The 13,916-nt window shown below is 41.2% G+C and carries 17 protein-coding genes; 4 read left to right on the top strand and 13 right to left on the bottom strand.

Annotated elements, in window-relative coordinates; genetic code table 11:
- Window positions 1-2: 2 nt before the first annotated feature.
- Window positions 3-488, bottom strand: coding sequence for a Crp/Fnr family transcriptional regulator (locus POV27_RS04155; protein ID WP_272861466.1), 486 nt, complete (start codon window positions 486-488; stop codon window positions 3-5).
- Window positions 489-692: 204 nt separating this feature from the next.
- Here POV27_RS04155 and POV27_RS04150 point away from each other — a divergent pair, with 204 nt between their 5' ends.
- The 4 genes from POV27_RS04150 to POV27_RS04135 all read left to right on the top strand — a co-directional run bounded on the left by POV27_RS04150 (window position 693) and on the right by POV27_RS04135 (window position 5,325).
- Complete coding sequence (locus POV27_RS04150) at window positions 693-1,793, top strand: helix-turn-helix domain-containing protein (RefSeq protein ID WP_272861465.1); 1,101 nt, start codon at window positions 693-695, stop codon at window positions 1,791-1,793.
- Between the two features lie 87 nt (window positions 1,794-1,880).
- Complete coding sequence (locus tag POV27_RS04145) at window positions 1,881-3,014, top strand: T9SS type A sorting domain-containing protein (RefSeq protein WP_272861464.1); 1,134 nt, start codon at window positions 1,881-1,883, stop codon at window positions 3,012-3,014.
- Between the two features lie 111 nt (window positions 3,015-3,125).
- Window positions 3,126-4,235 carry a T9SS type A sorting domain-containing protein gene (locus POV27_RS04140; protein ID WP_272861463.1) on the top strand — a complete coding sequence of 370 codons (1,110 nt, stop codon included), beginning with the start codon at window positions 3,126-3,128 and terminating at the stop codon, window positions 4,233-4,235.
- Between the two features lie 109 nt (window positions 4,236-4,344).
- Window positions 4,345-5,325 (top strand): YpdA family putative bacillithiol disulfide reductase, encoded by a 981-nt coding sequence (locus POV27_RS04135; protein ID WP_272861462.1) that lies wholly within the window; start codon window positions 4,345-4,347, stop codon window positions 5,323-5,325.
- Here the strand turns inward: POV27_RS04135 and POV27_RS04130 are convergent.
- The 12 genes from POV27_RS04130 to POV27_RS04075 all read right to left on the bottom strand — a co-directional run bounded on the left by POV27_RS04130 (window position 5,306) and on the right by POV27_RS04075 (window position 13,718).
- Window positions 5,306-6,139, bottom strand: a complete 834-nt coding sequence (locus tag POV27_RS04130) for a zinc-dependent peptidase (protein ID WP_272861461.1) — start codon at window positions 6,137-6,139, stop codon at window positions 5,306-5,308. The two genes, POV27_RS04135 and POV27_RS04130, sit on opposite strands and share 20 nt — an antisense overlap.
- A 99-nt stretch (window positions 6,140-6,238) precedes the next feature.
- On the bottom strand, window positions 6,239-6,943 hold the full coding sequence (locus POV27_RS04125; protein ID WP_272861460.1) for a Bax inhibitor-1/YccA family protein: 705 nt from the start codon (window positions 6,941-6,943) through the stop codon (window positions 6,239-6,241).
- 42 nt (window positions 6,944-6,985) lie between these two features.
- Complete coding sequence (locus POV27_RS04120) at window positions 6,986-7,519, bottom strand: hypothetical protein (RefSeq protein ID WP_272861459.1); 534 nt, start codon at window positions 7,517-7,519, stop codon at window positions 6,986-6,988.
- Between the two features lie 138 nt (window positions 7,520-7,657).
- Window positions 7,658-8,023, bottom strand: a complete 366-nt coding sequence (locus POV27_RS04115) for a nuclear transport factor 2 family protein (protein WP_272861458.1) — start codon at window positions 8,021-8,023, stop codon at window positions 7,658-7,660.
- A 10-nt stretch (window positions 8,024-8,033) separates the two neighbouring features.
- On the bottom strand, window positions 8,034-8,312 hold the full coding sequence (locus tag POV27_RS04110) for a hypothetical protein (RefSeq protein ID WP_272861457.1): 279 nt from the start codon (window positions 8,310-8,312) through the stop codon (window positions 8,034-8,036).
- 48 nt (window positions 8,313-8,360) lie between these two features.
- A complete protein-coding gene (locus POV27_RS04105) occupies window positions 8,361-8,852 on the bottom strand; it encodes a hypothetical protein (protein ID WP_272861456.1) in 492 nt (163 codons plus the stop codon).
- The gene (locus POV27_RS04100) at window positions 8,849-9,406 is read right to left on the bottom strand and encodes a VanZ family protein (RefSeq protein ID WP_272861455.1); all 558 of its coding nucleotides are present in this window, start codon (window positions 9,404-9,406) and stop codon (window positions 8,849-8,851) included. Before POV27_RS04100 ends, POV27_RS04105 begins: the two co-directional genes overlap by 4 nt.
- 18 nt (window positions 9,407-9,424) lie before the next feature.
- Window positions 9,425-10,336, bottom strand: a complete 912-nt coding sequence (locus POV27_RS04095) for a PLP-dependent cysteine synthase family protein (protein ID WP_272861454.1) — start codon at window positions 10,334-10,336, stop codon at window positions 9,425-9,427.
- 122 nt (window positions 10,337-10,458) lie between these two features.
- Window positions 10,459-11,376 (bottom strand): DUF5996 family protein, encoded by a 918-nt coding sequence (locus POV27_RS04090; RefSeq protein WP_272861453.1) that lies wholly within the window; start codon window positions 11,374-11,376, stop codon window positions 10,459-10,461.
- A gap of 7 nt (window positions 11,377-11,383) precedes the next feature.
- Window positions 11,384-12,397 carry a pirin family protein gene (locus POV27_RS04085; protein ID WP_272861452.1) on the bottom strand — a complete coding sequence of 338 codons (1,014 nt, stop codon included), beginning with the start codon at window positions 12,395-12,397 and terminating at the stop codon, window positions 11,384-11,386.
- A 74-nt stretch (window positions 12,398-12,471) separates the two neighbouring features.
- A complete protein-coding gene (locus POV27_RS04080) occupies window positions 12,472-13,011 on the bottom strand; it encodes a Crp/Fnr family transcriptional regulator (protein WP_272861451.1) in 540 nt (179 codons plus the stop codon).
- Window positions 13,012-13,061: 50 nt separating this feature from the next.
- On the bottom strand, window positions 13,062-13,718 hold the full coding sequence (locus POV27_RS04075) for a hypothetical protein (RefSeq protein ID WP_272861450.1): 657 nt from the start codon (window positions 13,716-13,718) through the stop codon (window positions 13,062-13,064).
- Window positions 13,719-13,916: the final 198 nt, after the last annotated feature.

The raw sequence follows: 13,916 nt of genomic DNA, 5'->3' as shown, positions 1-13,916 counted from the left end.
TCTCATTTACATTTGTCGATAAATTGCTTTCGTGCTCTACTTAATTGTGTTGGGGTTATGCCCAAGTAATTGGCAATATAATAATGCGGAATTCGGTTGATTAAACTCGGAAACTCATCTAAGAACAATTCATATTTTTCCAAAGAATTGAGATTGAGCAATGTCACTAAACGGGATTGCAATTGATTGTTCAGCTTCTGAAACTGCGCAGTAATAACCTCCGTTATTTCCCTATCCCTATTTACCCAAGACACCACCTCTGCATAATCTGCCGTGGTCAATTCACAATCCTCTAAAGCTTCCACGGACATGGCCGCATTTGTCTTTGGAATAAAACTTCCTATGACCATATCTCCTTCCTGATAAAAATGCGTCGTGATTTCTTCTCCTTCATTGTCATATACAAAACCGCGCATGACACCCTTTTTCAGCATTCCTATAGTCGTACAGGGTTTGCCAAATTGAAGAAATAATTCTCCTTTCTTCAAATTTTGAAGGCTATGTAACGATTCGTTTATGGTTGGTTTAACAGACATAACAGATTTTGCATCAATCCATGAAACAAATATACGGGATTCCCTTGGGTGAAATTGAAAAGGGCGCTAAGCCCAAAACATCCTCAAAAGGTTTAATCTTATAACTTTTTACCTCCCAAAATGTAAATATCGTATCTTGAAATTAAAATTGAATGGATGGAAACCGCACCTTCATTAGATACTTGGACCTCTGGATTTTTATTGGCCGTAGCCCTAGGTATTTTTCTTTTTACATTACTAATTTCCAGTAGAAATAAAAAGAACCTGCCCATTGCTTTTTTAATTCTGGCGTTCTCGGTCATATTGTTTCAATATGTATTGTTTTGGACACGGTATGAGGAAACCTTTCCATACCTTGTATTACTACCTCCGCTCTGCTATTACGTGACGGGTCCTCTACTCTATCTTTACTTATTAAGGTTATATAAAAAGGAAGTTTCTTTTAATTACGCCCTCCACTTTTTACCTGCAGCCATTGCTCTTATCCCCAATGTGGTACTATGGATGAAATACTTGGGACTCACCGAAAGCCGAATCGTCTTTTTAAAATTGATTCAACAGCATTGGTTCATCGCAGCCCATATGCTTATCTACACTTTCCTATTCTTCCGATTGGTGTATAAGAACACCGACAAATCCTCCGAATTGTCTAAAGTACGAAACCGTTGGACCCGAATTCTGGCAAGTCTTTATTTCGTATTTGTCTTGGCGTACATATCGTATTACGTACTGGTAAGGTTCCCTTTCTTTAGTAGCGAATGGGATTATATGATTTCGGTAACGATGAGCTTGGGGATTTATACTATTGGATATTTCATCTTCATGCAACCCCAGATTTTTAATGGCGAATTGTACTCACAGCTTTTCCTTCCCATTAAAAACAAGAATGAATCTTTCGAAGCGTCCCTAATGAGTGAGCTTTTCGAAAAGCTTACCCAGCATATGGAGCAAGAAAAACCTTTTATAGACAATGAACTTAGATTGGTTCATTTGGCCGATCAATTGGGATTCTCTACCCATCTACTTTCTAAAGTCATCAATAAAAAAGCGGGCAAGAACTTCAATCAATTCGTAAACGAGTACAGATTGTTGGAAGCACAGCGTCTTTTAAGTGAAGGGGATGCTTCTAGCATTAAAAGTATCTATTTCGATGTAGGCTTTAATAACAAGGCCACCTTCTACAACGCCTTCAAGAAAAAATTCAACTGTACACCTACTCAGTACCGAAATGCCCAAACCGAAGGTCTTAAAACTTAAATAAAGAGTCTACAATTATAAAATTGAACGGGTTATTCTATAGGAATATGGTACTTCGAAGTAGATAACTTTAAAATTCCAATTTCTATGAAAAATCTAAAACTATTTTTAACACTGGCAGTACTGTGCATTGCCAGCCCCTTCTTTGCACAACAGGACTTTATCTACGTAAGTGATGCAGGTGGCTTTAGTATTCCACCATGGCAAATACTGCGTTACGATATCGACGGAAGTAATCCCGTTACTTTGGTGGATAATGACTTTTTTGTAAGCAATGGCATTGGCTGGCCTCAGGATATCGTTTTCCTAGAGAGCGAAAACGCCATGCTCATCTCAAGTTTGGTTGGCGGTAAGATTACGAAGCATAACGCATCAACAGGTGCCTTTATCGAGGACTTTGCTACCGTAGCGGGAGGCCCTACCCGTATGAAAATTGGTGACGACGGCTACCTATATGTTGTGCAATGGAGCAATACAGACAATAAAGTGCTACGCTTCGAATTGGACGGAACCCCCATGGGTGAATATACGGATGTCGGGATAGCCCAAAGCATCGGTATCGATTGGGACAGTGCCGGAAATTTGTACGTTTCTTCCTTTGTGGGGGATAATGTGCACCAATTCAATCCAAGCGGAAATTATGTGGGAGAGTATGTAAACACAGAACTTGTAGGCCCCACCAATATCTTTTTCGATGACAACGACCATCTCTTTGTACTGGACTGGAACGGCAGCAACATTGAAGAATTTGACGCCAACCCAACCTATGTCGGTACGTTTGCCGCAGGTCTTCCACAAGTAGAAGGGGTGGACTTTCTACCTAACGGAAATATCTTGGTAGGTAATGGTGGTAACGCCAGTATCGATCAATTTGAACCCGATGGAACTTCCTTAGGAAGCTTGGTTCCTAGCGGCTCTGGTGGTCTTTTACAACCCAATGCTGTCATTGTAAGGGAAAATGTAGTGGCCAGCGTAGAAGACGTAGAACTTAACAAGGTAAAAGTAGCACCAACCATGGGAAACGAATTCCAGATAAGAACTGATGCCGCTCCGGTGAAGCAAATAGAAGTGATCGGGATGGATGGAAAGAAAATAGCGGACCTTCCCATTTCTGAAACCATTGTATGGAATGCTTCTTCCCATGCCGAGGGGATCTACTTCTTAGTGATTACTTTGGACAATGATAAAAAAGGAACGCGAAAAATCGTTGTAAAACGATAATTAGAACGAGGCTACGGACGTATGTTAACGGTAGATTGGGTATGTAAGACTTTGTCGGGCTTACCTTTGGCTTAACCCATATTTTCTATATTGAAATAAAAAACATAAGCTATGAAAAAACCAATCATGCTCCTATGGCTGTGGTGTATACCTTTAATGGTATGCGCTCAGGATATCGCGGTATTCGCCAGCGATAGGGGCAATAACGCTGTTAACAAGTACGATGTGGATGGAAACTTCCTGGAGGTGTTCATTGATGCCAATTCAGGAGGTCTTTCCAACCCACAGGATATTGTATTCCATCCCGATGGAAGTGTTCTTATTTCCGGATTCCTAAACAATGCTATTTTACAGTACGATGGGGAAACCGGGGACTATATGGGTGAATTTTCATCTGGCTATTCCATACAAGGGGCCACCCGTATGGAATATCGCGAAGATGAAGGGCTCATCTATGTACTACAATGGAACAGCAATTTTAAAACCGTTCGTTTCGACCTCAATGGTAATTTTGTAGATGAGTTTACGAGTATTGGAATATTTCAGTCCATTGGTATCGATTGGGACACGTCCAATAATCTGTACATCTCTACATGGGCCAATGGTACCAACGGTAGTGTAACGATGTTCGACACCAATGGAGATCCTATAAGTATTTTTGGTGACACTGCTATTTTAGTAGGTCCAACAAATATCTGGTTCACCGATGAAAATGAATTATGGGCACTGGATTACAGTGCCAATCGCGTATCCCGATTCGATGCATCGGGTACTTTTATAGACCATATCATTACAGGAATTGCTAACCCCGAAGGCTATGATTACTTACCGAACGGTAATCTTTTAATTGCTGAAAGGGGCGGAAATAAAATTTCAGAATTCACTTCAGGTGGAACCCCATTGGGGCAATGGGATAACGGCGGAACACTAAATACCCCCAACTTTGTTCGGGTACGTGTGCCTAGTTTGTCTATTGCCGAAAATGAAAGGCAAGCTCAAATAATGGTCCCTACCATGGGAACCGTTTTTGAGATCTCCTCCCGTCTTGCTGCGAATTTTGAAAGCCTATTGGTATATTCTATATCGGGTGCATTGGTGGAAGAAATAGATCTCGCGCAAACCCTCCTCTGGGATGCTTCCCATCTTGCTTCTGGTTTGTATTTCATACGAACCACCGGCACCAACGGTACCTCCTTGACCCAAAAACTGTTGGTAAACTGAGTTTCAGATTACTGAGTTTTTGTTTTTTGTGAGCCCATTACTGCTTCGTAGTAATGGGTTCATAATTTTTACGTCCTATTTGTTTCACAGCAAAGTAGTAATTTTGGGTATGCAAAAAGATTTGGATGTAGTTATCATAGGCGGTGGTCCCATTGGAATTGCCTGTGCTTTGGAATGTAAAAAGAAGAACCTCAATTATGTGGTATTGGAAAAGGGGGCCTTGTGCAATTCGCTGTACAATTACCCTTTAAATATGACTTTCTTTTCCACTTCGGAAAAGTTGGAAATAGACAATATCCCCTTTATAAGTAACAACCCAAAGCCGAATAGAAATGAGGCGTTGGAATACTACCGCAGGGTAGCCACCTCCAATGATCTTGCGATTCATTTATTTGAAAAAGTACTGAAGGTAGAAAAGAAGGATCACCTATTCCATATTCAATCGGAAAAGCAGATGTATATCGCAAAGAATACCATTATTTGTACAGGTTTCTATGACATTCCGAAACTCCTGAATGTACCCGGTGAAGATCTCCCCAAAGTCTCCCATTACTTCAAAGAAGCACATCCCTTTGTGATGCGCAAAATCATTATTGTAGGTGCGAGTAACAGTGCCGTAGATGCGGCTTTGGAAATCTGGCGAAAGGGCGGTGATGTCACTATGGTAGTACGCGGCCCACAGATTGGCGAACGTGTAAAATACTGGGTACGCCCAGACATTGATAATAGAATAAAGGAAGGTAGTATAAAGGCGATTTTCAATTCGGAAATTAGTTCCATCGAACCCGATTCCGTAACAATCAACACCCTCGATGGTCCCATTACCCTTGAAAATGACTTCGTGGTAGCCCTCACTGGCTATTTGCCTAACTTCAAGTTCTTGGAATCCTTAGGAATTACTCTAAATGGCGACAAAAAGGTGCCTAGCTATAATGAGGAGACCATGGAAAGCAATGTAAAAGGGCTCTACTTAGCGGGAGTGGTCTGTGGTGGAACAGAAACCCATAAATGGTTCATCGAAAATTCCAGGGTGCATGCCCAAATCATAACAGATGCCATTGTGAATAGCATCAATATCCCGCAAACCTAAAATTAAGAAGCTTCTGGGTATACTTATACAACTGCGGAAAGTGGGTTTTGAATTCCTGAGGTGATTCAATAAAATATTCCGATAGTACCGCCATGAACTCGTATTGATTGGTAAAAGCGTAGGACCTAAAATACTGGGTCTCGTCCAGCTTATCCTTTACCTCCTTTTGCGTAAGCCTTCTTAAAATGTTCTGAAACTGTTTTGCGAAGCGGGTAGAGTCCAAATCACGACTCTTGCGGGCTTCTAATTGCATGGCGTGCATAAATTCATGTATCCCCAAATTGCGGTTATCATTGGGTATCTTATAGCCTTTTTCGAAATCTTCCCATGATAGTACCAATGCCTTTCCTTTGGGGTTGAATTCCCCTTTGTGCATGGCATCGTTCATGGTGCTATAAAATTCGCCCGGGTAGACAAGGATGTGCTCTATAAGACCATAATCGAAGTTCTTGCGTCCGAAACTAAGCATGCATCCTACAGCAGCAATAAGGACTTTCATTCTATCGGTCACCACAACATTGTCCCTTCCAATGAAATTCTTTTCGCGCATGAATACGGCTACTCTATGCTGAAATTGACGTTTCTCTTTTTTCGAAAGCAGATTATAGAATGAAAATTCGCTTTCTAAGATGGCCTCCAAATCAGGTTTAAGTTTTCTGAAGACAAAGTAATTTCGGTACAAGGGTCGATCATAGGCATTGGCATACCAATTTTCGAAAACCCGAAACAAAAAGAAGACAAACCCAAGCAATACAATAGCATAGGCATACGGTGCCAGCCAGGGTGCATTTTCTTCGGCTTGTAATAGTAACATTGTTTCGATTTGGAAGGGGCAAGATAGCGATTATTTTACTAAACCCCAGCGATTTAGTATACTATAACGGACGAAGATCTATTAAAGTATACGCCTTATTTAGTCACTGCTCAATATGCTTAAAACATACCAAAACAGTAGCATTAAGGAGGCAAATAACCCTAATGATGCTGCCACATATTGATCTTCTTCATACTTATGGATCATATTAGAAGTTTGGTACAAAATAGACCCTCCAGCGAGTACTACCATACCTGCGCTAAATGCCAACCCTAAGTCGAATCCAAAAAGAATCCCTGCAACGATAAGACCCATAGCGATAAAGAAACCTATCGTTAAGGCGGATTTCAGAAAAGAAAAATCTTTTTTAGTTATAAATACAATGGCCGACAGTCCCATGAAAAGGGAAAGTGTAATGACTGCAGCTTGATTCAGGATACTAAAACCACCATCTGCAACAGCCATCGCATACAGAATAAGGGGAATAAATATGAAAGCTTCGGCAACTACATATAGTAACAGACCGATATATTGTTTGTTTTTATCGTGTGTCTTCACCGCCATTCTCTCGGCATAGCTGGTCACCAACATAAATCCACCCAACATGATTAACCATAGGGACCCTTGAGTAAGTGATAGGGCAAAATTTACCAGTGCAGGAATCTTAAAGAAGATCCCCTCTATGACAATAAACAGTAATACGGCCAAGGCCAGATGCGTATAGGTTTTTCTATAAAAAGCTGCTTTCGCTTCAGCACTCAACCCTGCAATCTTAGGTACTTCTGGGGTTTGTATTTCGTCCATATTCAAAAATTTTTATCGGTTAATCCTTTATTAAAACTACAACTATTTTTTAGAAGACTCTCCTTTGAAATGCTGGGAGTTGTTCTTAAAAAGCACATTAAAAGTCGTTAAACTCCCATAGCATCGTGTGATGTACTGCTGTAAGTCTACCTTATCCTGCGGCTCCAACACCTTACTTGAGTTTATTTTTTGTTCCATCACGCGAAGACGATCCCTTAGCATTACGATCTTATGGAAAAAAGTATCTATAGGCACTTCTTTATTGGCCAAACCAGTGTCTTTGGGTTGTAGAATTAGCGTACCTCCCTTATACTTATCGGCAATAGGTACAATTTCACTGGCATCGCTCCACTTTTTCAATATAGACCGTAAACTTCGTTCCACTTCATAAAAACTCACCGTATCCAAATCATCATCTGAAGCCTCAATAACTTCAAAATCATCATTCAACTCAATAGTTTCCAGCCCTTTATCAATAAAGGTCACCCAATACATTTTAGAATCTACATTGGTAACAACACCCTTTCCGTATTCTGGGTGATTAATGCGGGAGCCTATCCCTAGTATCTTATTCATATGCATTAAAAATTTTAAGCAAGATACTAAGTAATTGGATTCTTATTGCTATGAAAAAATGAAATGAACCGAAAAAGTTGAAGGAATTATCCACATGTTTTCGTGCACGATTAAACCGGTAGGGAATTCTTAATAAGGTTAGTTATCCAGGTTCTTCAGTTTACGCCCCTCGCTAATTTCCCCTTCGATATTGTAGTAGGCTATAATTTCTTTAATGCGATCATTTTCGAACACATACCATTCGCTCACTTCCAAACGGAAATCCCCTTGCAGCGCTGTATAACGCACACAAGCCCTATCCGTTTCATATAATCCCTCGTGAATGACAAATTCATATCCCAAAAACTTGTCGCGGTTCGATTCGACCAAATCCATATAGGCCTTTTTACCATCTATGGTGCCATAGGGACTGGTATGCTTAAAATCTTCGGAAATAGGAATATTATGGAAATCGCCACGTTTCCATACTTCGAACCATTCGCGTACTAATTCTTTTGATTTCAAAAACCTGAATTTATATGGAAGTAAACAACCAATATCCGAAAAGCAATCCCCCGACCACTCCCACGGAAATGGCAATCCAACGCTTAGTGCGTTCAATCTTCTTTCGTTCTTGGATTTCGGCTTTAATGGATTCCATCACCTCTGGATCGGTTTCCTCTAAAGCTATTCCATTTTCCTTACCATACACCCCCGAGTAATCCGCTTTCTTTCGTTGCACCTCTTTTTTGGAGCGAAGCATTTTAACCCGTTGTTTGTGAGCGCCCAGTCTTCCGTACGTTCCGTCTACCATGTCCTTAGACTATGAGTTTCCTTAAAGATAGGGAATTTCCTAAGAATCTTACGATATGCTGAATGACAACTCAAGGATTTCTCCCTCTTGCAATATGTGCCATTGGTGCATGAGTTCCTTCAGCTTTTGTTCTATGCGGGTAAGGGTTTCTGATGTTAATACCGCTGGAAAATCAATTTGATTCTCTTCCAATATGGTGGTAAGGGTTGTTATAAAATCTAGACTTTCATCATCCTGATGCAATGAAACCATCAACAAGTTTACGATATGCTCCGCTTGCAGGGCTTCTGCGGGTATATTTGCAGGGATTAAGGCTTCAGGGCGCTGTTCGCGGGGTAATTCAAAATCCTCGATGTTGTACCCTTCTGCCAGTAATCCGTAGAACGCCTTTGAAAAACCCAATACGGTCTCCACGGCGTAATGTCCGAAATCGTGAATTTCAATTTCCTTTCGCAACGAAGTCCAAGTGGTGCTCCCATCTTTACGAATACAAGTGAGGATACTTGGTTTTTGAAGTCCTTTTTTGAATTGAATGGTCATGACGATTTCCTTGTGATCTTTTTCCGAATCCACTGCAATAAAACAGTGGAGCTTAATGCCAAAACTACAGCAATTCCATTAAACAATATATCATCGGTATCGAATACCCTGTCAGGTAATACCAGTTGGATACATTCGTCGACCACCCCAATCCCAAAGACGATAGCCCCCGCCCACAAAGCAGGTCGTGTAGGTTTTTTTCTATGGAGTTTACGTTCCATAAGTGCCCTATGCACGAAAATAGTCAAGATGCTGTATTCAATAAGGTGGCTGCGTTCCGGTAATCCCAGTCGAAGGAATAACATAACATAAATAGCTGCAATACCCAAAAGAATGGCCATTTCAACATTTCCAGGACGGATACTTAAGGCATGTGTTAAGATAGCTACACCTACCAAGAACATTCCTGCTAAGAAAAGAAAGGCTTGTACATCCTGATTGCCTAATAACTTCAATAAGGGCTGTCCTACAAATAAGGTGGTAATGATGGTGAATAGCACTAAAAGCGCAAAAAACCAATATCGTTTCTCCCTTTTTGATGTGAATAAGGACATAATGTTGAGGTAATGGTCTTAGTCGTACAGATCGCCCTGTAAGTATTTAATTCCGGTATCGCACACAACGGTTACGATCTTTTTCCCTGGTCCAAGCGCCTTTGCTCTTCTTAATGCAGCCCAAACATTGGCTCCCGAAGTAGCCCCTCCAAAAACACCTTCTTTTTGGGCCATTGCATTGGCGGTGGCGTAGGCATCTTCATCCCTTACTGCTATGACCTCGTCGATCAGATCCTTTCTAAGGATGGAAGGCACAAAGGAAAGACCAATCCCTTCCAATTTATGGGTGCCGCTTGTATCACCTCCAGAGACATTACGCACATTGAAAGGCTCAACTCCTACGGTTCTTAGGTTTGGTATGTTGTCTTTCAGTATTTCTGAATTTCCTGAAATGCATCCACCCCCTCCCACAGCCACTACAAATTCGTCGATTTCGGTTCCCAATTCGGCTAAGATCTCATGTCCCATGGGATGGTATCCGCGTTTATTATCCATATTATTGATCTGATCCGGCCAAAAGGTATTGGAATCCTGAATGAGCTCTTTGGCCCTTGCAATCATTCTATTGATGACATCTGCTGTGAGAATGTCGTTTTCGGCATGTACGATCTCCACCGTAGCACCAAAAGCCCGCATTGTTTGGAGCTTTTCTTCAGCAAAGCCATTGGAAGACACAAAATGGGCTTTATATCCTTTTTTAGCACAAACCATAGCCAAAGAACTTCCGGTACTTCCGCCCGTATATTCCACGACCTTCATCCCCTTTTTCAGCTTCCCTGTCCGTTCGGCACCTTCTATCATGGATAAGGCCATACGGTCTTTCATACTTCCCGTAAGATTGGCACCTTCGAATTTCACATACACATCGGCCATATCATCCGTAGTAAGGCGTTCCAGTTTTATAAGAGGGGTGTTTCCTATTCCTTTCATGAATATCTGTGGCTAGGTATTTTAAAATAAAGATAACGCTTTGCGCTATAAATCGCACACAAAAGAAAGGGTCGAACATCCTTCTTCACGAATGCTCGACCCATATTTAGTTTTACAAGAATTTACTTTTCCAGTGACACCCTATCCCACTTTGAGGTATTCGCTGCCGCTTCGTAGGTAGTTTGCAAGAAATCGTACAACATCTTTTCAGGTTGTTCGGACCGCTGTACATCTTCGTACTTCAAGAAAAACTCTCCCATATCGGGACTATAAAAAGCTTCCTTGGGTTCCACTTTTTGTTCTCCGAAACGCTGGTCACTCGGATACGCATACGCATAAAAAGCTGGGAATGGGAAATCCTTGGACCCCGGCCAGAATCCCGCACTACTAACCTCTTGCGAGTAAGCCTCTTGCATTACCTCCAAGGGCATATTGGGCATTCCTCCTTGGTGCAATGGTGCCGAATTCCCTGAGAATCGCGTTACGGCCAAATCGAAAGCACCCCAAAAAAGGTGTACGGGACTACATTTACCTACAAACTCACTTCTAAACTGATTGAAAACATCATTGGCCCGCATCATGGCCTGCCAAAGATCGTTGGCTGCTTGGGGAGCATAAGACTTGTTGATGGTATTTTTGGCAAAAGGAATGGCCGGTTCCATTTCATTGGGACTTCCATGAATGGTAACATCGATTCCCAAGTTCGAGAGCTTTTTGAACAGTTCTTTGTAAAAATCCGCCACCGTCATGGGACGCAATTCCATCACCACGGTATCCGATCCCGAGCACTGAATGAACAGCTTATGTTGTTCAAAATCGAAATCAATTTGAAAAACCCTTCCTTCATAGGGAATTCCATGTGTGGAAAATCCATGCGGGGAAATATAGAGCGCCGTGTGCCATGAATGGTTTTGCCACGGCATGGTTCGCAATCTAATTTTACCTACAATCTGAATCCATTGATGCAAGGTTTCCAAGGTGTCTTGAATTGTATTAAAATCTAAAACGGGCCAAGGTCTGGCATTAGCTTTTGTACTCATTTTATATTTATTTAATTTCTTCTACTCCGTTACTATGCAGGGCAAATCTGCCTTTGTCTTTGGCGTGTACCGCTTCGACTTCGGCCCAAGGCCATCCACCAAATTGGGTTTTGCCATACTCCTTCATGGTTTCGTAAATCTCTTCCTCGGTATTCATCACAAAAGGGCCATGCTTTACCACGGGCTCATTAATGGGCTTTCCTTCAAGAATCAGGAAGTAAGATGCTCCTTTTCCATTTTGAATCATGATGTCTTCATGGGAAACAGCCTCCAAAAGATGACCGGAGCCTATTTTCTGGCCTTCTATCTCGATCGTATCTCCTTTGTAATAGAATAGGCTTCTACTGGCTTCTGCACTTGTTTTAGGCAGGGTCCAGGTGGCTCCCGCCTCCATCTTCACAGTATACACGCCCACCGCATTCTCTGGGTTGGAGGCCCATGAATTTGGGGTAGGATCCAAAGCTTTGTTATTACCTAAAGTTCCAGCGATAAGGTCGATGGTAGTAACCTTCCCATTTTCGTCCTTCTGTTGAAGGATAGGAATGTCCTCTCTCCATAACATTTTGAAATGGGGATCTACCATTTTGGAAACTTTGGGCAAATTGAGCCATATCTGAAAAATCTCAAGGGGATTGCCCTCGACATCATTGATTAACGGAAACATTTCGGAATGCTGCACGCCCCTTCCAGCGGTCATCCATTGCACATCGCCTCCCATAAACCGGCCAGCCGCTCCCATGGAGTCGGAATGATCTACTACTCCTTCTTTATTAATGGTAATAGTTTCAAACCCGCGATGTGGATGGTACGGAAAACCGGGAACATTGGTTCCGTGATACATACGCCATCCATCCTTGAGCATAAAATCCTGACCTACATTTCTTCCTCTCAACATGTCGAAATCCACGCCCATGTTCTCGTTGCCCTCTGGGTATTCATCCCGATGATAGGCACAAAACAAAAACGGATCTTGGGTTTTCCAGGGAAAGCCCAACGGTTCTATATTCAATAGTTTCTTCATAAGTGTGAAATTTTACAAGATCAAATTTCGGCACTTATTTTTTACTACGCATTCATCTAGATTAATTAAATGAGCTAATTGGGCTTCGCTATTTTTCCTCGTATCGTACTCAGGGCCTGGGGAGTAATTCCTAAGTAGGTAGCGATCATGTGTTGTGGAATGCGATGCGGTAAATTAGGATAGGTTTTCAAGAAGTATTCATATCGGTCTATGGCAGGGGAACTCATCAACATGAGGACCCTACGTTGTAGCACTGCCATTCTTCGATACAAAAGCACGGTGTTTTTATGAATTTCTTCTTTGGACAAATCTCCTTTGAAAAAACAATCCTTGTCGAAAACGATCACTTCAGAGTCTTCCAAACAATCGATATACAACTCCACAGGTTTATTGAATTCCTGGGATTCGATATCGGCCACGATCCATTCTTCTGGAGCAAACATAAAAATGTGCTCCTTCCCTTTACTGTCTATAGTATAGCTCCTTAGCAGACCTTTCTTTACGTAGTGAGTGGAGGCATTGATGTCTCCTTCCCGTTGAATAATTTCGCCTTTTTTAAACTGTTTTGTTTTGGCATAGGGATCGAGACTCAATATGTATTCTAGATTGTTCATTAAGATGTTTGGCTCTCGGGAATTGGATACTAAAGATCGGTTTTATTTCTTTAATAGGAAACAAACATAAAGCTAGCTCCAGACTCAAAATTGTCAACAAAATATTTTTTGAATTCTTCTTTCCTCTGTCTTACACGTTCCTTACTATCCCCTTCCCAATAATGGTCTACGCATGTTAGCGCATAATCGAAGTCGCTTTTATGTGCAAACATGTGCTGATTTCCTTTGCAGAATTTCTGGTAAAATTTCCCATTCATCCCTTTTCGCTGTTCCCCCACACTTTTAAAGTAGAATCCCTCCTTTTTTTCAACAGTGTAGTATCTAAGAATGATCCAATCCATATAATCGATATCCTCGAAACACTTCTTTAGGTTCTCATACCCTCTATTTCTTTCAAAATCACTCAAGGTTTTTTGAAGTTGTTCTTCATTTTCCCGAACCAAAAAGATGCGTTCTGTAGACCGAAAATGTTCTTGTACTTCTTTTAAGTTTTCATTCCCTTTTACAATGACCACACTTTCTATTTCTGTAGGAAAATCAATCTCCTGTATGTATTTACTGAAGTGATTGAAATCAACATTAAAGCCTTCAAATTTTTCTCGAATAACGCCCCCTGTCTCTCCATAAATACCTTGTCCTATATAGAATAGCGTGTAATCTTCTGCCTTTTCTAAAGTAGCTTTATAATGTGTTATGTCTAATCCCATAGAGTTTTTTGGCTAACTGCGCATGTATATAATCGCAATATTGAATTTGCTTATTTCAGATATATTTCGACTACATTATTTAATTCATCCATTTTGACCCATTCCGAAAAGTCCGATTTCGGATAGCATTTAGTCAAGTCAATGCCTTTTACATTTGTGTATGCCTTGCGAGAGTAACTTCCCAAAGTTAATTTTCCT

The sequence above is a fragment of the Aureisphaera galaxeae genome, assembly GCF_028561275.1.
In the GTDB taxonomy this organism is placed as follows: Bacteria; Bacteroidota; Bacteroidia; order Flavobacteriales; family Flavobacteriaceae; genus Aureisphaera; species Aureisphaera galaxeae.
Note: the sequence above shows the minus strand (reverse complement) of the source record. Positions and strands in the feature narration are given on the sequence as shown.